The 20,017-nt window shown below is 65.5% G+C and carries 19 protein-coding genes and 1 pseudogene; 10 read left to right on the forward strand and 10 right to left on the reverse strand.

Features of this window, described 5'->3' with window-relative positions:
• Window positions 1–42: 42 nt before the first annotated feature.
• The 3 genes from rimI to pssA are packed head-to-tail and all read right to left on the reverse strand — an operon-like array spanning window position 43 to window position 1,792.
• Window positions 43–540, reverse strand: a complete 498-nt coding sequence (gene rimI / locus ABE464_RS12230; RefSeq protein ID WP_121042847.1) for a ribosomal protein S18-alanine N-acetyltransferase — start codon at window positions 538–540, stop codon at window positions 43–45.
• Complete coding sequence (locus ABE464_RS12235) at window positions 537–1,016, reverse strand: hypothetical protein (protein WP_346472173.1); 480 nt, start codon at window positions 1,014–1,016, stop codon at window positions 537–539. Before ABE464_RS12235 ends, rimI begins: the two co-directional genes overlap by 4 nt.
• The gene (pssA, locus tag ABE464_RS12240; protein ID WP_346472174.1) at window positions 1,013–1,792 is read right to left on the reverse strand and encodes a CDP-diacylglycerol--serine O-phosphatidyltransferase; all 780 of its coding nucleotides are present in this window, start codon (window positions 1,790–1,792) and stop codon (window positions 1,013–1,015) included. Before pssA ends, ABE464_RS12235 begins: the two co-directional genes overlap by 4 nt.
• Window positions 1,793–1,865: 73 nt before the next feature.
• Between pssA and ABE464_RS12245 the strand changes: the two genes are divergently transcribed.
• The 3 genes and pseudogenes from ABE464_RS12245 to ABE464_RS12255 all read left to right on the forward strand — a co-directional run.
• Complete coding sequence (locus ABE464_RS12245; protein ID WP_346472175.1) at window positions 1,866–2,240, forward strand: DUF4124 domain-containing protein; 375 nt, start codon at window positions 1,866–1,868, stop codon at window positions 2,238–2,240.
• A gap of 98 nt (window positions 2,241–2,338) precedes the next feature.
• Window positions 2,339–4,030: a proline--tRNA ligase gene (locus ABE464_RS12250; protein WP_346472176.1), complete on the forward strand. Its 1,692-nt coding sequence runs from the start codon at window positions 2,339–2,341 to the stop codon at window positions 4,028–4,030.
• A gap of 152 nt (window positions 4,031–4,182) precedes the next feature.
• A pseudogene (locus ABE464_RS12255) lies at window positions 4,183–4,557 on the forward strand (H-NS histone family protein); the annotation flags it as partial.
• An 89-nt stretch (window positions 4,558–4,646) separates the two neighbouring features.
• Here ABE464_RS12255 and ABE464_RS12260 read toward each other — a convergent pair.
• The gene (locus tag ABE464_RS12260) at window positions 4,647–5,906 is read right to left on the reverse strand and encodes a threonine/serine exporter family protein (RefSeq protein WP_346472177.1); all 1,260 of its coding nucleotides are present in this window, start codon (window positions 5,904–5,906) and stop codon (window positions 4,647–4,649) included.
• Between the two features lie 160 nt (window positions 5,907–6,066).
• On the opposite strand from ABE464_RS12260, the gene ABE464_RS12265 reads away from it, so the two are divergent.
• The 4 genes from ABE464_RS12265 to ABE464_RS12280 are packed head-to-tail and all read left to right on the forward strand — an operon-like array spanning window position 6,067 to window position 9,599.
• Complete coding sequence (locus tag ABE464_RS12265; protein WP_346472178.1) at window positions 6,067–7,179, forward strand: ABC transporter permease; 1,113 nt, start codon at window positions 6,067–6,069, stop codon at window positions 7,177–7,179.
• Between the two features lie 3 nt (window positions 7,180–7,182).
• Window positions 7,183–8,013, forward strand: a complete 831-nt coding sequence (locus ABE464_RS12270; protein WP_346472179.1) for an ABC transporter ATP-binding protein — start codon at window positions 7,183–7,185, stop codon at window positions 8,011–8,013.
• Between the two features lie 3 nt (window positions 8,014–8,016).
• A complete protein-coding gene (locus ABE464_RS12275) occupies window positions 8,017–8,943 on the forward strand; it encodes an MlaD family protein (protein WP_121042588.1) in 927 nt (308 codons plus the stop codon).
• Window positions 8,940–9,599 (forward strand): ABC-type transport auxiliary lipoprotein family protein, encoded by a 660-nt coding sequence (locus ABE464_RS12280; protein ID WP_346472180.1) that lies wholly within the window; start codon window positions 8,940–8,942, stop codon window positions 9,597–9,599. Before ABE464_RS12275 ends, ABE464_RS12280 begins: the two co-directional genes overlap by 4 nt.
• On the opposite strand, the gene ABE464_RS12285 is transcribed toward ABE464_RS12280, so the two are convergent.
• Window positions 9,577–10,167 carry an alpha-ketoglutarate-dependent dioxygenase AlkB gene (locus ABE464_RS12285; RefSeq protein ID WP_346472181.1) on the reverse strand — a complete coding sequence of 197 codons (591 nt, stop codon included), beginning with the start codon at window positions 10,165–10,167 and terminating at the stop codon, window positions 9,577–9,579. The two genes, ABE464_RS12280 and ABE464_RS12285, sit on opposite strands and share 23 nt — an antisense overlap.
• Before the next feature lie 248 nt (window positions 10,168–10,415).
• Between ABE464_RS12285 and ABE464_RS12290 the strand changes: the two genes are divergently transcribed.
• Window positions 10,416–13,244, forward strand: coding sequence for a rhamnan synthesis F family protein (locus ABE464_RS12290; protein WP_346472182.1), 2,829 nt, complete (start codon window positions 10,416–10,418; stop codon window positions 13,242–13,244).
• Here the strand turns inward: ABE464_RS12290 and ABE464_RS12295 are convergent.
• Window positions 13,234–13,863, reverse strand: a complete 630-nt coding sequence (locus ABE464_RS12295; protein ID WP_346472183.1) for a CoA transferase subunit B — start codon at window positions 13,861–13,863, stop codon at window positions 13,234–13,236. The two genes, ABE464_RS12290 and ABE464_RS12295, sit on opposite strands and share 11 nt — an antisense overlap.
• Before the next feature lies 1 nt (window position 13,864).
• Complete coding sequence (locus tag ABE464_RS12300) at window positions 13,865–14,599, reverse strand: CoA transferase subunit A (RefSeq protein WP_346472184.1); 735 nt, start codon at window positions 14,597–14,599, stop codon at window positions 13,865–13,867.
• 160 nt (window positions 14,600–14,759) lie between these two features.
• Here ABE464_RS12300 and ABE464_RS12305 point away from each other — a divergent pair, with 160 nt between their 5' ends.
• Complete coding sequence (locus tag ABE464_RS12305; RefSeq protein ID WP_346472185.1) at window positions 14,760–16,109, forward strand: phosphomannomutase; 1,350 nt, start codon at window positions 14,760–14,762, stop codon at window positions 16,107–16,109.
• Between the two features lie 16 nt (window positions 16,110–16,125).
• Entirely contained in the window at window positions 16,126–17,529 is a 1,404-nt protein-coding gene (locus tag ABE464_RS12310; protein WP_346472186.1) for a mannose-1-phosphate guanylyltransferase/mannose-6-phosphate isomerase, read from the forward strand.
• A gap of 135 nt (window positions 17,530–17,664) precedes the next feature.
• Here ABE464_RS12310 and rfbD read toward each other — a convergent pair whose 3' ends face one another.
• The 3 genes from rfbD to rfbA are packed head-to-tail and all read right to left on the reverse strand — an operon-like array spanning window position 17,665 to window position 19,993.
• A complete protein-coding gene (gene rfbD / locus ABE464_RS12315; protein WP_346472187.1) occupies window positions 17,665–18,555 on the reverse strand; it encodes a dTDP-4-dehydrorhamnose reductase in 891 nt (296 codons plus the stop codon).
• Window positions 18,552–19,109, reverse strand: coding sequence for a dTDP-4-dehydrorhamnose 3,5-epimerase (rfbC, locus tag ABE464_RS12320; protein WP_346472188.1), 558 nt, complete (start codon window positions 19,107–19,109; stop codon window positions 18,552–18,554). The genes rfbD and rfbC overlap by 4 nt, the downstream gene beginning before the upstream one ends.
• Window positions 19,106–19,993: a glucose-1-phosphate thymidylyltransferase RfbA gene (gene rfbA / locus ABE464_RS12325; RefSeq protein ID WP_346472189.1), complete on the reverse strand. Its 888-nt coding sequence runs from the start codon at window positions 19,991–19,993 to the stop codon at window positions 19,106–19,108. The genes rfbC and rfbA overlap by 4 nt, the downstream gene beginning before the upstream one ends.
• Between the last annotated feature and the right edge of the window lie 24 nt (window positions 19,994–20,017).

A 20,017-nucleotide genomic window follows, 5' to 3' on the forward strand; every position in this document is an offset into this window, starting at 1 on the left:
ACCCGTGGACGGTAGTGCCGGCCGCTGGCCGGCAACCCAACATCAGAGCGGCGGCATCACCTGGATGTCGTCGTCCACCAGTTCGATGGCCATCACCAGCGCATCCTCGCGGCCGTCGCGGGCGGGGTAATAGCGCGGCCGTCGGCCGATCTCATTGAACCCTTCGCTGTGGTACAGCGCGACGGCCGAGGTATTGGACGGGCGCACTTCCAGGAATACGCGGTGCGCACCGTGGTCACGCGCCAGCTTCACCAGCGCGCGCAGCAGGTAGCGGCCATGACCACGCGACTGGCACAGCGGGTCCACGCAGATGTTGAGGATATGGGCTTCGTCGGCGGCGATGCTGAGCAGGCCGTAGCCCATCAGCAGGCCGTCTTCTTCCATCGCCAGGCCGGGATAACCGGCACGCAGGCAATCCTGGAAGATGCCGCGGGTCCAGGGATAGGGGTAACCGCGCACCTCGATGGCCATGACCGCGTTGAGGTCGCTTTCGCGCAGCGCGCGCAGCGACAGCGGCCGCGGCGAGCTCACCGCGCTCATGCGCGGCCCCGTTTGCGCAGGGCGCGCAACTGCGGCCACAAGGCGCGCTTGGCGGCGGCACTGCTGCGCAGTTCGTCCAGGTTCCAGCTGGCCATCAAGGCCTGGGTGTCCGGCTCGGCCGGGTTGCAGCCGGAAGCGCGCAGCAGGGCGATCTGCAGGCGGTCAGGCATCCGCACCGCGGCGCGGCGGCCGCCTGCACGTGCCGGCGCGGCCGCCGACGCGGTGGCGGGTGCTGGTTCCTCCACCGTGCGCGGGGCACTGCGGCGTGCCGGCGAAGGCGTGTCTGCCGGTGGTGCCTGCCGCGACGGGCGCGCAGGCGCCGGTGGCTCGGCAACCGGGGCCGCGCGCAACTCGACCTCCGGCACCATCGCCGCTTCCGGCTCGACGCTGCCGTCGACGAACACCGTATAGCCCATCGCCTGCAGCCAGGACTGCTGCGCCGGCGACCACAATGGCGGCAGCGCCTGCCCGCTCACGCGTTCGGCTCGACCGTCTTGCGGGTGCGCTGCCAGACCCAGTAACACGGGCCGGACAAGGCATACACCACGCCCACCGCGAACAGCACGCGCGGCAGATCAATGACCATGATCGCAATGGCGATCGGCACCAGGGCCAGCGCCAGGAACGGCACGCGGTCCGCACGCGGCCCCTTCTCGCCACTGCCCTTGAAGCTCCAGAAGCGGATCCGGCTGACCATCAGCAGCGCCGACACCAGGGTCACGCCCAGGGCCACATAGCGCAGCTGGTTACCGTCCCAGCCGAGGTTGCCATCGGCAAACGCCCAGACGAAGGACATCATCAGGCCAGCTGCGGCCGGACTGGCCAGGCCGATGAACCAGCGCTTGTCGACCACGGTGACCTGGGTGTTGAACCGGGCCAGGCGCAGCGCGGCGCAGGCGGCGTAGAGGAAGGCGACCGCCCAGCCCACCCGGCCAAGCACCGGATCGTCGAATTTCAGCCAGGACAGCGACCAGTGGTACATCACCAGGGCCGGGGCCATGCCGAAGCTGACCAGGTCGGCCAGCGAGTCGTACTGCACGCCGAATTCGCTGCTGGTGCCGGTCAGGCGGGCCACACGGCCGTCCAGGCCGTCCATGACGGCCGCGACGAACACCGCGATGGCGGCATTGACGAAGTCGCCATTGGCCGCGGCGATGATCGCGTAGAAGCCGGCGAACAGGCCTGCGGTGGTGAACAGGTTGGGCAGCAGGTAAATGCTGCGCGAGCGCGGCGGGGGTTTCATCTGATCCATGCGGGGAGTTTAGCTTGCCAGCACCGGCCCCGGGGTGCTGCAATCGCGCTTCTGCCCCGTTCCCGGAGTTGCCATGCGTGCCCTGTCCCGTCTGAGCGCCCTGCTGCTGCTCGCCAGTGCCACGGCCAGCGCCGGCACCGTCTACAAGTGGAAAGACGCCAACGGCGTGACCCAGTACTCGGAGAAACCGCCGGCCGGGCAGAAGTACGAGGCCCGCGAGGTCCAGGCGCGCGACCCGGCCGCGCGTGAGGCCGCCGCCGCCCCGGCCGAGAACAAGGCCTGCACCGATGCCCGCGGCAACCTCGCCCTGCTCAACGGGTCGGGCAAGGTCATGCAGGACACCGATGGTGACGGCAAGGCCGATACCGCGCTGACCGAGGCGCAGCGCAGCGCCCAGAAAACTCTGGCCGAGGCCGCCATCCAGGCCTACTGCACGCCTAAGGCCTGAGCCGCTGAACCGGGTGGAGGGGCCAAAACCGCCCGCAACACCCATCGCGGCGGCCGGACTGGCAGAATATCGGCTTCTGCCGTTCAGCGAAGCCGACGATGCGCCTCTCCCAGTTCCACCTGCACACCACCAAGGAAACCCCCAGCGACGCGGAGCTGACCAGCCACCGCTTGATGCTGCGCGCGGGCATGATCCGCAAGCTGGCCTCGGGGCTGTACACCTGGTCGCCGCTGGGCCTGCGCGTGCTGCGCAAGGTCGAGCGCATCGTGCGTGAGGAAATGGAGCGTGCCGGTGCGGTGGAATTCCAGATCCCGACGATCCAGCCCAAGGAACTGTGGGAAGCCACCGGCCGCTGGGAAAAGTTCGGGCCGCAGCTGCTGAAGATCAAGGATCGCAAGGAGCAGGTGTTCTGCTACAGCCCGACCGCGGAAGAAGCCGCTGCCGATTTCGCGCGCCAGGAGCTGTCCAGCTACAAGCAGCTGCCGGTCAATTTCTTCCAGATCCAGACCAAGTTCCGCGATGAGATCCGGCCGCGCTTCGGCGTGATGCGCTCGCGCGAATTCCTGATGAAGGATGCGTATTCCTTCCACCTGCACGATGAGTGCCTGGTGCGCGAATACGAGAACATGAAGTCGGCCTATAGCCGCATCTTCACCCGCCTGGGCCTGGATTTCCGCATGGTGAAGGCCGACTCCGGTGCGATCGGTGGCGATGCGTCACAGGAATTCCACGTGATCGCCGATTCGGGCGAAGACGCGCTGGTGTTTTCCACCGGCTCGGATTACGCGGCCAATATGGAAGCGGCCATCGCCGCGGCCCCGGGCGAACGCCCGGCCGCCAGCGAAGCGCTGCGCAAGGTCGATACGCCCACGCAGAAAACCTGTGAGGCCGTAGCCGCCCTGCTCGGCCTCGGGCTGGAGCGCACCGTCAAGTCGATCGCGATCATGAGCGAAGGCGGTTTTGTCCTGGCCCTGGTGCGCGGCGACCACGACGTCAACGAAATCAAACTCGGCAAGGTCGCGGGTCTGCAGGGGTATCGCATGGCCAGCGAGGCGGAAATCGCCACGCACCTCGGCAGCGAGCCAGGCTTCCTCGGCCCGCTCAACCCGGCACAGCCGATCCGCATCGTGGCCGACCGCGACGTCGCAGCGCTGGCCGATTTCGTTATTGGTGCCAATGAAGCCGGTTTCCACATCGCCGGCGTCAACTGGGGCCGTGACCTGCCCGAGCCGGAAGTGGCGGACATCCGCAACGCCAAGGCCGGTGATCGCGCTGCCGATGGCGGTGAACTGAAAATCGCACGCGGCATCGAAGTCGGCCATGTGTTCCAGCTCGGCCGCCAGTATGCGCAGGCGTTGAATGCAACCGTCCTTGACGAAAACGGCAAGGCTGCGGTGTTGGCGATGGGGTGCTACGGCATCGGCATTTCGCGCATCGTCGCCGCGGCGATCGAACAGAATCACGACGACGCCGGCATTATCTGGCCCGATGCGATGGCGCCGTGGCAGGTCGTGGTCTGCATGATCAATCCCAAGCAGGACGAAACGGTGTCGTCCACGGCTGCCGAACTGCTGGCGCAGCTGCAGGCTGCCGGCCTGGATGTGGCGCTGGATGATCGTGGCCTGCGCCCGGGCGCGATGTTCGCCGACATGGAACTGATCGGTGTGCCGCACCGGATCGTGGTGTCCGAGCGCGGCGTCGCCGCCGGCACATTCGAATACCGCGCGCGCAGCGCGGCCGAAGCGGAGGTCCTCGACCGGGACGCACTGCTGGCCAGATTGACGAAGTGATGACAGGGCCGGGTGCAATATCCCGGCCTTTTCAATGGTGCCGCCGGTTTCAATATGTCCGGTTTGTTTGTGTATTTCGCAAAAGAGAATGTATGCTGTTTCCGATGCCAAGGACCGGCTCACCCTGTCCTTAATATATTGCGGAGTAGTAGATGAGTATCGACCTGAGCGGCCTGTCCGCCAAAGAGCTGGGCGCGCTGATCAAGAACGCCAAGAAGCAGCAGACCATCGTGGCCAAGCGTCCGGCGATCACCAAGGTCCGTGCGCAGCTGACCAAGCTGGCCAAGGCCCAGGGCTATTCGGTGGAAGAGCTGTTCGGCGGCGCCGCCCCGGCCTCGCGTGGCCGTGCCGCGAGCAAGGCCACCAAGGCCCCGGCCAAGGCCGTGCGCAAGCTTGGCAAGGTCGCCCCGAAGTACCGCAACCCGGCCAACCCGAAGGAAACCTGGACCGGCCGTGGCAAGCAGCCGCGTTGGCTGGCCGCGCATACCGCCAAGGGCAAGAAGGTTGAAGAGTTCCTGATCAAGAAGTAAGCCGATCAGTCACTGCTGCATATGAAAACGCCGGCCTCGCGCCGGCGTTTTCTTATCCATTGATCGAGCGGGCCTGGCCCGGGCGGTCAGAGATTCTTGCGCGCCGGGATCAACAGGTTGCCGAACAGCAGGCCGGCCACCAGCGCCATCACCACGTTGAGCACGGTCATCAGCACGGTCTGGCCGGCACTCATGTCCTGCTGCTGGACCAGGGTCAGCACGCCGCGCAGGCTGGTACTGCCGGGTACCAGCATGATGATGCCCGGCAGGCGGATGATCGCGCCCGGGCGCTGCGCCAGGCGGCCGAACAGATTGCCCGCCGCGGTGAGCAGCATCGCCGACATGAAAATGCCGGCGGGTATGCCCCAGGCCTGGCCGGCGAATTTGGAAATCGCATAACCGGCGACTGCCGCCGCCATTACCCACGGAAAATCGCGACGGTTGGCCTTGAACAACATCGCGAACGCGAACGCTGCCAGCAGCAGCGCCCCCCATTCGACCCAGTCCGCCTGCGGCCGCGAGGCACGCACCAGCGGTTCCAGCCCGACGATGTCCGCCAGTGTCACCGCGATCACCGCGCCCACGGTCAGTTTCAGGATCGTGGTCACCGCACCGGCAAACCGCGCCGTGCCGGAGACCCAATGCTGGCTGGCCAGCTCGTTGACCGCATTGGTCAGCGACATCCCGGGCAGCAGCACCACCAGCGAGGCGATGATCACCGTATTGAGGTTGAGCGCCCCGATGAAGGAGGCCACCAGCGTCGCCACCGAGCCGGCCAGCAGCGCCGCCAACGCTTCGTTGGCCTCGCGCGTGGCCGGGCGGCGGTCGGTATACATGCCCATGACGCCGATCAGCAGACCGATCACGCCGGCGGTGGCGATATCCAGCCACGGCAGCTTCCACAGGCCGGCCACGCCTGCCGCGCCCAGGCTGTAGGAAAGAATGGTGCGGATCTTGCCCCAGCGGCCCGGATCCTTGTCCAGCTGGCGCAGCGCGGTATGGCCCTGCGCGATGCTCATGGTGCCGTTGGCCACCGCATCGGTGATCTGATCGGCGATGCTGAGTTTATGCAGGTCGTTCTCGCCCGGTGCCAACCGGATCACGCGGGTGATGTCCGACGAACCGATCGCCTTGGTCGGGTCGCTGAAACTCAGGATCAGCCCGGTCGGGTTCGACCACGGCTCGCAATCCAGGTCCAGCCGCTGCGCCAGCGCGACCACGGCCGCTTCCAGCCGCTGCGCGGTAGTGCCATAGCTGTGCAGGCGCCCGGCCATTTCCGAAACGAAGGCCACGCGCTGTGCGTAGGTGGCCGGTGGTGCAACGATGGTGGGGGCGTCGGCAGACATGCGGCGTAGTATTACCCGAACGCGCCCCGGCCTGAAGAATCCTGATGGCCCCGCGTGTCCACGCGCGTGATCGGCCCATCACCAGCGACGCGTTCAGCCCGCCACGGCGCATACGCGAGCCATGCACCCGGACAGGGTATGCTGCGCGCAGGACGCCTACATGACCTCAGACCAAGCCCCCCATCTCGAGCAGGATGCCCAGGACCCCGGCCTGATCCGGTTGTCTGGCCATTGGACATTACGCACCGCGCTGGACGCGGCCGAAGTGCTGCGCGGCCTTCCGGAGAACGTGACCGGTCTGGATGCCAGCGGGATCACCTCGCTCGACTCGGCCGGCGTGCTGCAGTTGCTGCGCGTGGCCCATCGCGCTGATCTAGGCGAGGACGCGGTAACGTTCCGCGAAGAGCATCGCGCGCTGGTCTCCACCATCGAGGAAGTCGCCGACGACCGGCCCAAGGCCAAGCGCGACTTCGGTGTGCTGGCCGCGCTGGAACGGCTCGGTGTCAGCGTGCACGGCATGGGCCACAACATCGTGGCGCTGGCCAGTTTCCTTGGCGAGAACCTGGTCAAGGGTGCGCGCCTGATCAAGGAACCGCGCCGCTTCCGCCTCACCGCTACCGTCGCCCAGATGGAACAGGTCGGCCTGGATGCGGTACCGCTGGTCGCCCTGCTGTCGTATCTGGTGGGCGCGGTGATCGCGTTCCTCGGCTCCACGATCCTGCGCGACTTCGGCGCGGAGATTTATGTGGTCGAACTGGTCAGCATCGCCTTCCTGCGCGAGTTCGCGGTGCTGCTGACTGCGATCGTGCTGGCCGGCCGCACCGCCAGTGCGTTCACCGCGCAGATTGGTGCGATGAAAGCCCGCGAAGAAATCGACGCCATGAAGACACTGGGTCTGGACCCGGTCGATCTGCTGGTGCTGCCGCGCTTGATCGCCCTGCTGATCACCCTGCCGCTGCTGACCTTCATCGCGATGGTCGCCGGCCTGGCCGGTGGCATCACCGTAGGCGCGTTCGATCTGGATATTCCGCCGCAGATGTACATCGCGCGGATGCACGACACCATGGAAGTGCGCAACATGCTGGTCGGCCTGGCCAAGGCCCCGGTGTTTGCGCTGGTGATCGGCCTGATCGGCTGTCTGGAAGGCCTCAAGGTCGAAGGCACCGCGCAGTCGGTCGGCGAGCGCACCACCTCCAGTGTGGTGCAGGCCATTTCGCTGGTGATCATCCTCGATGCGTTCGCCGCGCTGTGGTTCATGAAGATGGGCTGGTAACCGATGATCACCGACACCGCCCCGGCCCTTGACCGCGACGACACCACCACCGCTGACGGTGAACTGCTGATCCGCGTGCGCGGGCTGACCAACCGTTTCGGCTCGCAGGTCGTGCACGACGGGCTGGATCTGGACGTGCGCCGCGGCGAGATCCTCGGCGTGGTCGGCGGCTCGGGTACCGGCAAATCGGTGTTGATGCGCAGCATCCTCGGCCTGCGCACGCCCGACGATGGCCAGATCGAGGTGCTGGGCGTCGATGCCCGCTCCAGCGACCCGGCCAACCGCCTGCATATCGAACGCAACACCGGCGTGCTGTTCCAGGATGGTGCGCTGTTCTCCTCGCTGACCGTGGGCGAGAACGTGCAGGTGCCGCTGAAGGAACACCACGGCGAGCTGCCCGAGCGCTGGCATTACGAGCTGGCCCTGCTCAAGGTGAAGCTGGCCGGCCTGCCGGCCGATGCGATCAACAAGCTGCCCTCGCAGCTGTCCGGCGGCATGCGCAAGCGCGCCGGCCTGGCCCGGGCGCTGGCGCTGGACCCGCCGCTGCTGTTCCTGGATGAGCCCACCGCAGGGCTGGACCCGATCGGCGCGGCCGCTTTCGACCGCCTGATCAAGACCCTGCAGGAAGCGCTGGGCCTGACTGTCTTCCTGATCACACACGATCTGGACACGCTGTATGCGATCTGTGACCGGGTGGCGGTGCTGGCCGACAAGAAGGTCATCGCCAATGCCCCGCTGCACGAGATCGAACAACTGGACCACCCGTGGATCCAGGAGTACTTCCACGGACCGCGCGCGCGTGCTGCGCGCGATGCAAAGCACGAGAGCGAGTAAGCCATGGAAACCAAAGCCAATTACGTCCTGATCGGCGCGTTCACCCTGGTGGTGGGGCTGGCGCTGCTGGCCTTCGGCCTGTGGGCCGCCAAGTACTCCTCCGACCGCACCTGGACGGAATACCGCGTGGTCTTCCGCGAGGCCGTCACCGGCCTGTCGGTGGGCAGCCCGGTCCAGTACAACGGCATCGCGGTCGGCTCGATCACCGAGTTGAACCTGGTGCCGGACGATCCGCGCCAGGTGGTCGCGCGGATCCGCCTGAACTCCAATACCCCGGTCAAGACCGACACCCGTGCCAAGCTGGCCATCACCAGCCTGACCGGCCCGTCGATCATCCAGCTCAGTGGCGGCACGCCGCAGTCCGCTGCGCTGACCGCGGTCAACAAAGACCCGGCCCCGATCATCCCGACCACCCCGTCGGCGCTGCAGAACATCACCGACGTGGCCAACCGCATCGTCGAGCGCATGGACCAGGTGTTGAGCGACCGCAACGTGGCCAGCATCAACGCGACCCTGGCCAACCTGGAAACCATCAGCGGCGGCCTGGCCGACCGTGACCAGGGCACCCAGGCGTTGCTGCTCAGCGCGCGCGATGCCGCGCGCAGCCTGGACGTCACCCTGAAGAGCACCAACGGCACCATCCAGCGCCTGGACAAGAACCTGGTGCAGCAACTGCCGCCGATCCTGGACAAGCTGGAGACCACGCTCAGCAAGCTGGACTCGGCCGCCGGCAACGCCGATTCGATCCTTGGCGAGAACCGCGCCGCGATCAACAGCTTCGCCAACGACGGCCTGGCCCAGCTCGGCCCGACCCTGACCGAGCTGCGCGGCCTGATCCGCGACCTGCGCCGGGTCAGCGACCGCCTGGACAACAACCCGGCACGTTATCTGCTCGGCCGCGACGCACCCAAGGAGTTCGAACCCAAATGAGCCGCCCGACCTTGTTCCGGCCTCTGCTGCCGATCGCCCTGATCGCCGCGCTTGGCGGCTGCTCGCTGCTGGGCAGCAACGAGCGCAGCGCGGTGACCATCTATTCGCCCGTGGTCCGCATCCAGGCCGACCCGAGCTGGCCGACCGTCGATTGGCAGCTGGTGCTGGTCAAGCCCAGCGCCGCGCGCGTGGTCGACAGCCCGCGCATCAACGTGCGCCCGACCCCCTCCGAACTGGAGGTCTACAAGGGCGTGAGCTGGGCCCAGCCGGCCACCGACATGCTCGATGACGCGCTGGTGCGCGGTTTCGAGGATTCCGGTCGCATCAACGGGGTGGCCCGGGTCACCACCGGCATCCGCGCCGACTACAAACTGGCGATGGACGTGCGTCGCTTCGAAGCCGATTACCGTGGCCAGACCACGCCGACCGCGCTGATCGAGGTCAACGCCAAGCTGATCCACGTGATCGACCAGCGGGTGGTCGCCGATCGCACCTTCCGCCAGGAAAACCCGGTCAGCAGCACCGACGTCGCCCAGGTCACCGCCGCACTGGAACAGGGGCTGCAGACACTGACCACGAACGTGGTGGGCTGGACGCTGGTCACCGGCGATCAGGATCACGCCCGCAACGCGGTCACCCCTGCCCGGGTGCGGTAATCCAGCGGAAGGTCAGATTGAGGCGCTCGGCCAGCGGCCGGGCGCTCTTCGGCAGGGAATGCTGGTAAAGGCGCTGTGTCTGCCCGCCCATCACCAGCAGATCGCCATGGTCGAGCAGCACCTCGGCCTTCTTCGCATGGTCGTCCCGACGCCGTAGCAGGAACCGGCGGGCCGCGCCCATGCTCAGTGACGCGATCACCGGCGTCGGCCCCAGTTCGGGCTCGTTGTCGCTGTGCCAGCCCATCCCATCATCGCCATCGCGGTAGCGGTTGAGCAGCACGCTGTTGAACGGGTGGCCGCAGAAGGCGGCCAGCTGATCGCGCAGCGGCAGCAGCGCCGGATGCCACCGCTGCGGCACGAACTCGGTGCCGGAATAGCGGTAGCGCGCAGCCGGGTCGCCCATCCAGCAGCTCAGCCGCGGGGAATCGACCTGGCGGCCGAACATGCGGATCTTGTGCACCTCCCACGGGACGTCGTCGCGGAGGGTGCGTTGGAGGGTGTCGGCGGCGGCGTGGGGCAGCCAGTGGCGGTGCCAGTGCACCTGGGCGTCGGGGAGGTGGAGATCCATGGGTGAACGCTAGCACTCCTTCCCCGGTGTGCGTATCCCGTCCAGGGCAGGATCCTGCGGATTTGCCCCCTGTCCACCAAAGATCGAAAATGACCGTCTGCCGGACCGGCATCGTTGAAAGAGCATCCCATGGCCCCACTTCGCCTCAGCGCTTCAAACACCGCGCCGGCTACCAGCGAGGCTGTGCCCAGCGCGCGCCACGTCGCTGCCCCAGCGCCGCTCGCTGCGCGCCACCAGGATGTGATGCGATGACCTCCTCTGTGAACCGCGCGGTCCGTGCAGCCAGCCAAGCGGTCTCCCGACATGGCGGTGGGCTGACCGGGCTGTGGTCGGTCCTGCGGCGCGCTTTCAAGGTCGCCTCTGCGATGGGTGTTCGTGGGCTCGTCAATCGATTCAAGCAGGCCAGTGCATCACGGATCCAGGTTCCGCAGCCAGTGGAGCACCTGTTTCCCGCACCCGTGCCCCTGGCCCGGTTCCAGCAGCGCGTCGGGCTCATGGCGCATGTGTACTACCCAGATCTGATAGAAGAGTTCGCCGAGCTCTTGGCGCACATCCCCTTGCCGTTCAAGTTGCTCGTGTCCGTGATGGACGATATGGCCAAGGTCCAGGCCGAAGAGCGCTTTGCAAGGCTTCCCCATCTTTCTGCATTGCACGTTCGCGTTGTGCCCAATCGGGGTCGCGATATCGCGCCGCTGCTGGTCACGTTCCGCGCCGAAATCATGGCCTTGGATATCGTCGGCCATATCCACACCAAGAAGTCGTTGTACACGGGCAGCGAGCAGGAGCAGTGGCGGCGTTACCTGCTGCGTTCGCTGCTGGGAAGCGAGACGCGGGTCGCCTGGATTCTGGGCATGTTCGCCGCCGATCCGCGCCTGGGTATGGTCTACCCGGAAACCTATGAAAGCCTTCCGCCCTGGGCCCACACATGGCTAAGCAACGCCGATGTCTGCGCAGCATTGGCGGCACAGCTGGGCATGGAAGTAGACCACACTGCCTACATCGATTATCCGGCAGGCTCCATGTTCTGGGCACGGGTCGACGCGCTGCGCCCCCTCTTCGCATTGAATCTGACTACCAGCGATTTCCCCGCCGAAACCGGCCAAGTGGATGGCACCCTGCAGCATGCAGTGGAGCGCCTTCTGGCCACCATCACGCGTCACCAGGGTCTGCTTGTGGGTGTACTTGCCCCGGGCGACACACCGCACCTGATCAGCGAAGGGCAGCGCAACTGGACAGCGGCGTTCGCCACACCGGTTGCCACCCGCATCCGGCTCTCTGCGCTGGATGCGGACCTGGTCACTACCGATGTATTCGATACGCTGGTGACACGTCCGTTCCTGTCACCCCACGCTTCGCGTGATTATCTCTCCTTCAAGGCCCTGGCCCAGTTCGACGTCGATGATTTCTCTGGCGCCCGCCAGCTAGCGGAGGAGCGCGCGCGCATTTCAAGCGGACGCGACCCCACACTTTCGGAGATCTACGCGCAGTTCCCTGCGTTGGAATCCCCCGTGGATCCGCAGGCGCTCTTGGAACTGGAAGTCACCACCGAGCAGCGTCTACTCCGTCCGCGCGAAGGAGTGCTGGCGGCCATGCAGGCATTGCGAGGCAAACGCCTTGTCGCGCTATCGGACATGTACCTGCCGGCCACATTGCTCAGACGGGTGCTGCCGCCTGCCGTGTTGGCGCTCACCTCGGAATGGTGGGTGTCGTGCGAGACAGCGATGCGCAAGGACGATCCCGCCACATGGACCTCGATCTCACAGCGTGAAGGCGTCCCGATGAAACGCTGGCTGCATGTAGGCGACAACGAACACGCCGACGTGCAGATTCCTCAGTTGCGCGGCCTCATTTCCCCCGTTCATATCGTTCGGCCTTCGGCGTTGCTGGACATGGTGCCGGCGCTGCGCCCGCTTCGGCATGCAGCCGGACTCAACGCACCGTGGCCTGAGCAGTTGTGGCGGGGTCTGCTCGCCAACCATTTCGCCGCAGTGGGCGATCGAAATCCGACACATCTCTCGCCGCGCCCCACACTGGATGCCTGCAGTGCTGGATACACCGTTCTGGGGCCTGTGGTTCTGGATTACCTGGTCTGGCTGGCGAAGCTCGCGAAAGAGCGCGAGGTCGGAACGTTGCTCTTCCTCAGCCGCGAGGGGTTCTTGCTGCAGCAAGCATGGGACATCCTGGCCGGCAGCGCACCTGCTCTCCAATCGCTGACGTCGTCTTACCTCTTGGTCTCCCGACGCGCCGCTGGCATGGCCAGCCTGCGTGAAGCAGGCGATCTTGAGCGGCTGCTGCACGGTACGTATACGGGCCCCTTGGTGAACCTTGTTGCCTCACGCTTGGGCGAAGAGGCCGCTGTGGCCGTACGTGAGCAGGTGGGGACCCTGGCATATCGCGACATCTATCTACCTGAAATGCTGGATCAGGCCATCGCGATGCTGGCGCCAGCGCTCCCCTCCCTGCTGATCCTCTCAGCGCGCGAACGCGACGCTTACATGGACTATTGGCGCGAGACCGCTGGAGACGATGCAGCCCTGGTCGCAGATATCGGCTACGCCGGCACCATCCAGACCTATCTGTCGAGCATCATTGAACGCCCCTTGGGCGGAGCGTACTTTGCATTGCGTGCCACCGCCCGGAAGGTGGAGGGACATGGTTGGGCCGCAGCCCGGTATCACGACGCGCGTACGGCGCCGGACGAGGACTCGCCGATTCTTGCCCACGACCTGCTGCTTGAAGCGTTGCTGGCAGCGCCAACCGGTCAATTCTGCGGCTTCAAAAACACCGACAATGAACGCGAGGCGATGTTCGCGCCGCCAGAATTGTCAGCAGCCGGTCAGGCGTCCCTTGCCCAGGTCCATCAGGGGGCGTTGGCCTTCATCGCTGACACCTGCGCGGCCTTGGGAGAGGATGTGCAACACCTGAACTTCGACCCCAAGGGTGTGCTGCTGCCGCTTCAGTGCCTGGCCGATGGACATTGGTCTGCTGGCCCTTGGCTGGAAACGCTCGCAACGGAAGACAGTTTCACCGGCCGCGGCAAAATCGCGGCCGGTGTCTCCGGACCGGTCAGTCGCTGAACACCACGCCGGTCTTTTCTTTCAGCTCATCGATACCCACGCCCGGGGCCGCCTCGACCAGCACCAGCCCCTTGTCGGTGATATCGAACACGGCCAGCTCGGTGATGATGCGATCCACCACACCGACGCCGGTCAGTGGCAGCGTGCACTCCGGCAGGATCTTGTGCTCGCCGCTTTTGGCGGTGTGCTCCATCAGCACCACCACGCGCTGCACGCCGGCGACCAGATCCATCGCCCCGCCCATGCCCTTGACCATCTTGCCCGGCACCATCCAGTTGGCCAGATCGCCCTTGTCGGTGACCTGCATCGCGCCGAGGATAGCCAGATTGATGTGGCCGCCGCGGATCATCGCGAAGCTGTCGTGGCTGCCGAAGTAACTGGCGCCCGCACGTGCGGTCACTGTCTGCTTGCCGGCATTGATCAGGTCGGCGTCGACTTCCACCTCGGTCGGGAACGGGCCGATGCCCAGCAGGCCATTTTCGGACTGCAGCCAGACATCCACGCCGTCGGGAATGTGGTTGGCGACCAGGGTCGGCAGGCCGATGCCCAGGTTCACGTAGGCGCCATCGGTCAACTCGCGCGCGGCGCGCTGTGCCATTTCATCGCGGGTCCAGGCCATCTCAGTTCGCCTCCTGGCGCACGGTACGCTGTTCGATACGCTTCTCGGGCTGCGGGTTGTGCACGATGCGGTGCACGTAGATGCCCGGCAGATGCACCTGGTCCGGGTCGATACTGCCCACCGGCACCACCTCTTCGACTTCCACGATGCACAGCTTGCCGGCCATCGCGCAGGCCGGGTTGAAGTTGCGCGCGGTCTTGCGGAACACCAGGTTGCCGGCCGCATCGGCCTTCCACGCCTTGACCAGCGCGACATCGGCCCGCAGTGCCGTCTCCATCACGTAGTGCTTGCCATCGAACTCGCGGGTTTCCTTGCCCTCGGCCACCACCGTGCCGTAGCCGGTGGCGGTGAAGAAGGCAGGAATGCCGGCGCCGCCGGCACGCAGCCGCTCGGCCAGGGTGCCCTGCGGATTGAACTCCAGTTCGAGCTCACCGGCCAGGTACTGGCGCTCGAATTCCTTGTTCTCACCCACGTAGGACGAGATCATTTTCCGGATCTGGCGGGTCGCCAGCAGCTGGCCGAGGCCAAAGCCATCCACGCCCGCATTGTTGGAGATCACGGTCAGATCCTTGGCACCGGTATCGCGCAGCGCGGCGATCAGTGCCTCGGGGATGCCGCACAGGCCGAACCCGCCGACCGCCAGGGTCTGACCATCGGCGATGGCACCTTGCAGCGCCTCGGCCGCACTGGCGTACTGCTTGCCACGTCGCCCGGCGTTGTCTGGGGACTTGCTCATCTACGCCCTCACCTCGTTGATGTAAGCGGCCATTGTAGCCATTGCCCGAGCCTTTCCCCTGCCCCGGGGTCCTGCGTTGCCTCGACCCGCCCCGGTGAAAACGATTCCCATACACGGCAGCGGCTAAACTACTGCGCTGACTGTCAGAAGGACTGAAAAGATGACGCTCCCCGCTTTCAAGGCGTACGACATCCGCGGCCGGGTTCCGGATGAACTGAACGAAGATCTAGCCCGCCGCATCGGTGTGGCGCTGGCGGCGCAGCTGTCGCCCGGCACGGTGGTCGTCGGTCACGATGTCCGCCTGACCAGCGGTGCCCTGCAGGACGCTCTAGCTGCCGGCCTGCGCGGCGCCGGCCGAGAGGTACTCGATATCGGCCTGTGCGGAACCGAGGAAGTCTATTTCCAGGTCGATCACCTGAAGGCCGCCGGTGGCGTGATGGTCACCGCCAGCCATAATCCGATGGATTACAACGGGATGAAGCTGGTCAAGGAGCAGGCACGCCCGATCAGCTCCGATACCGGCCTGTTCGCGATTTCCGACGCGGTCGAGGCCGACAAGGCGCCTGCCGCCGCGCCGAGCGCCGGCCTGCAATCGCACCCGGACAAGAGCGAGTACATCGCGCATCTGCTCAGCTACATCGAGCCGAAGGCCCTCAAGCCGCTGAAGCTGGTCGTCAATGCCGGCAACGGTGGCGCTGGCACGATCGTGGATCTGCTCGCCCCGCACCTGCCGCTGGAGTTCATCCGCATCTGCCATGAACCCGATGGCAGCTTCCCGAACGGCATTCCGAATCCGCTGCTGCCGGAAAACCGCGAACTCACCGCGCAGGCCGTGCGCGAGCACGGCGCGGACTTCGGTATCGCCTGGGATGGCGATTTCGACCGCTGTTTCTTCTTCGACCATAACGGCCGCTTCATCGAAGGCTATTACCTGGTCGGCCTGCTCGCGCAAGCCATCCTGGCACGCCAGCCCGGCGGCAAGATCGTGCACGACCCGCGTCTGACCTGGAACACCGTGGAAATGGTGGAGGAAGCCGGTGGCCAGCCGGTGCTGTGCAAGAGCGGCCACGCCTTCATCAAGGAAAAGATGCGCTCTGAAAATGCCGTCTATGGCGGTGAAATGAGTGCGCACCATTATTTCCGCGAGTTCGCCTACGCCGACTCCGGCATGATCCCGTGGCTGCTGATCGCCGCGCTGGTGTCCGAATCCGGTCGCTCGCTGGCCGATCTTGTCGAAGCACGCATGCAGAAGTTCCCCTGCAGCGGCGAGATCAACTTCAAGGTCGCCGACGCCAAGCGTTCCGTTGCCCGCGTGATGGAGCACTATGCTGCGCAGGCACCGTCGCTGGACCATACCGATGGCATCAGCGCCGATTTCGGCGACTGGCGCTTCAACCTGCGCAGCTCCAACACTGAGCCGCTGCTGCGCCTGAATGTTGAAACCCGCGGTGACGCAGCACTGCTGCGCGCACGCACCGATGAAATTTCGCAGTTGCTCAAGGACGCCTGAGGCGAGTACCCCCACCATGCAGAACCTTCTTCCCGTCATTCTCTCCGGTGGCTCCGGCACCCGCCTGTGGCCACTGTCCCGGGAGTCCTACCCCAAGCAGTTCCTCGCCCTGGCCGGTGAGCAGACCATGCTGCAGGCCACCTGGCAGCGCGTCGCCCCGATTGCCGGCCGTGCGCCGCTGATCGTCGCCAACGAAGAGCACCGCTTCGTGGCCGCCGAGCAGCTGCAGCAGCTGGGCGTGGAGCCGCAGGCGATCCTGCTGGAGCCCGTCGGCCGCAACACCGCACCGGCCATCGCGGTGGCCGCACTGGAAGCGACCCGCGATGGCGATGATGCGCTGCTGCTGGTGCTGCCCTCGGACCATGTGATTGCCGACGAGAATGCGTTCCGCGCCGCCGTCCTGCGTGCGGTGCCGGCAGCAGACTCCGGCAAGCTGGTGACCTTCGGTATCGTGCCGACCGGCCCGGAAACCGGCTATGGCTACATCAAGGCCGCCTCCGGCGGCGATGTCCGTGCCGTGGACAGGTTTGTCGAGAAGCCGGATGTGGAAACCGCAAGCACGTATGTGCAGTCGGGTGAGTACTTCTGGAACAGCGGCATGTTCCTGTTCAAGGCCTCCCGCTTCCTGGCCGAGCTGGAAACGTTCCATCCTGCGATGCTCGCTGGCAGCCGCGCTGCCTGGCAGCAGGCACGTCGCGACAGCGATTTCACCCGTCTGGACAAAGACGCCTTCGCCGCAGTGCCGTCGGATTCCATCGACTACGCGGTGATGGAAAAGACCGCCGATGCCGTGGTCGTGCCGCTGGATGCCGGCTGGAACGACGTCGGTTCGTGGACCGCGCTGCGTGACGTGTCCGAACAGGATGGGGATGGCAACGCGCACCACGGCGACGTGATCGCGATCGACTGCCGCAACACCTTTGCCTACGGCGAGCGCCTGATCGCGCTGGTCGGCCTGGACGACGTGATCGTGGTCGAAACCGACGATGCGGTGATGGTCGGCAAGAGCGACCGCATGCAGGAGATCAAGCAGGTGGTCGCGCGGATCAAGGCCGATGGCCGTCCCGAAGCGACCTGGCACCGCAAGGTGTACCGCCCGTGGGGCGCCTACGACTCGATCGACAACGGTGCCCGCTTCCAGGTCAAGCGCATCACGGTCAAGCCGGGCGCGACGCTCAGCCTGCAGATGCATCACCACCGTGCCGAGCACTGGATCGTGGTCAGCGGAACGGCTGAGGTCACGCGCGGTGACGAGGTGCTGCTGCTCACAGAGAACCAGAGCACCTACATCCCGCTGGGCGTGACCCATCGCCTGAAGAACCCGGGCAAGCTGCCGCTGGAACTGATCGAAGTGCAGTCCGGCAGCTATCTGGGCGAAGACGATATCGTGCGGTTTGAGGATACTTACGGGCGTACCTGATCGACGGCAAACAGATAAACAAAAGCCCGGCCAAGGCCGGGTTTTTTGTTGCCTGTAGAGCCACGCCATACGTGGCTGCCCTGCCTATGATCCTGACACCGCGTCAGCCACGCATGGCGTGTCTCTACGCCTGAGTCAGCATTCCGCGATGACCCGCTTCAGGCCTTGCTGCCAGCTTGGCAGCGTGATACCAAAGTCCTTCTCCAGCTTTGCCACGTCCAGGTGCGAATACGCCGGACGCTTGGCCGGCGTCGGGTACTCGGCCGTGGTGATCGCCTCGACCTTCGGCGCACGCGGTAGTACGCCTGCTGCCATGGCCTCAGCAAAGATCGCGTCGGCAAAGCCGTGCCAGCTCGTTTCGCCCTTGGCGGTCAGATGCCAGGTGCCGGACAACCCGCCGCCATGCTGCAGCACCTGCGCGGTCACATCGGCAATCAACGCTGCAGGCGTCGGCGTACCCACCTGGTCGGCGACCACGCGCAGCACGTCGCGCTCCGCGCCCACCCGCAGCATGGTGCGCAGGAAGTTGGCACTGTGCGAGGCATACACCCATGCCGTACGGAAGATGAGGTGCCGCCCACCGCCCGCACGGATGGCGTCCTCACCGGCCAGCTTGCTGGCGCCATACACGCCCAGCGGCGCCGTCGCATCATCCTCGCGATAGGGGCGCGTGCCCTGCCCGTCGAAGACGTAATCGGTGGAGTAATGCACCAGCGGGACGCCGGCCTGCGCGCACCAACGCGCCAGTACACCGGGTGCCTCGGCGTTCGCACGGAAAGCGGCCTCGCGGTCGTCCTCGGCCCGGTCCACCGCAGTGTAGGCGGCGGCATTGACCACCAGCGTAGGCCGGACGCGGTCCAGCAGTGCGGTCAGCGAGCCGGGCTGGTCGAAGTCAGCCACCTCGCACCCGTTACCGTTGGGCAGCGTGCCGCTGCGCGTGGTCGTAACGATCGTGCCCTGCGGAGCCAGCGCACGTCGCAGTTCCTGACCCAGCTGACCGTTGGCACCGAGAAGCAGGATCGTCATGGCTGGTAGACCGGCAGGCGGTCCTCGGCAATGTCTTTCAGGAACGGCGCAGCCTCATCCTTGGCCGAGAGCGTCGGTGCGCTGATCGGCCAGTCGACGGCGATGTCGGCATCGTTCCAGCGGACGCCTGCGTCAAAGTCCTTCAGGTACACCTCGGTGCAGAGGTAGCTGAAAACAGCCCGTTCGGAGAGCACGGCAAAACCATGTGCGAAGCCTTCCGGAATCCAGAACTGCTTCTTGTTCTCCGCACTCAGCACAACAGCAGCCCACTGACCGAAGGTTGGCGAGCCACGGCGAATATCTACCGCAACGTCGTAGACCTCGCCTTCGAGCACGCTGACGAGCTTGCCCTGCGGTCGCGGCCATTGGTAATGAAGGCCGCGAAGCACACCCTTGGCCGAGCTGGAAACGTTGCTTTGCACGAATTTCGTCGGCAGTCCATGTTCGCCGAAACGGGCCGCATTCCACGTCTCGAAGAAAAAGCCACGCTCGTCGCCGAACACAGCCGGCTCGATAACCACGCAACCGGGCAACTTGGTTTCAATGATCTTCACGGTACAACTCCTCGCACTGCCAGCTTATGCAAATATTGGCCGTAGCCGTTCTTGATCAGCGGCGCAGCCAAAGCTTCAAGCTGATCGGACGTAATCCAACCCTGTCCAAAAGCGATTTCCTCTGGGCAACTGACTTGAAGACCTTGGCGGGTCTGAATCGTCTCGATGAAGTTGGAGGCTTCCAGTAGTGACTGGTGGGTACCGGTGTCCAGCCACGCGTAACCGCGCCCGAGCGGTTCCAGATGCAACGCTCCTTCGTCCAAGTAGCGCTGATTGAGGTCAGTAATCTCCAGCTCACCGCGTGGCGAGGGTTTAAGTTCAGCCGCATAGTCGCTGGCTTTGCCGTCGTAGAAGTACAAACCGGTCACGGCATAGTTGGAACGAGGTTCGGTAGGCTTTTCGACAAGACCAATGACCTTGCCATTTTTGTCGAACTCAGCCACACCGTAACGTTCCGGATCATTGACCCAGTAGCCGAACACCGTTGCGCCGCTTTCGCGGGCATCGGCGCGCTTGAGCACCTCGGTCAGGCCATGTCCGTGGAAGACGTTGTCGCCCAGCACGAGGCAACTCGGCTTCCCGTCAAGGAATTCGCGGCCGATCAAATAGGCCTGCGCCAGCCCGTCGGGGCTGGGCTGCGCGGCGTACTGGATATCCATGCCCCACTGCGAACCATCGCCCAGCAGCTGCTGGAACAAGGCCTGCTCGTGCGGCGTGTTGATGATGAGTACTTCCCGGATACCCGCCAGCATCAGCACGCTGAGCGGGTAATAGATCATCGGCTTGTCGTACACGGGCAGCAGCTGCTTGCTGACGCCCTTGGTGATCGGATACAGGCGCGTGCCCGAACCACCCGCGAGGATGATGCCCTTGCGTTGAGTCATGCGGTTGTCCTCTCTCTGGTGATC

Source organism: Stenotrophomonas sp. TWI587 (assembly GCF_039674145.1).
In the GTDB taxonomy this organism is placed as follows: Bacteria; Pseudomonadota; Gammaproteobacteria; order Xanthomonadales; family Xanthomonadaceae; genus Stenotrophomonas; species Stenotrophomonas maltophilia_AY.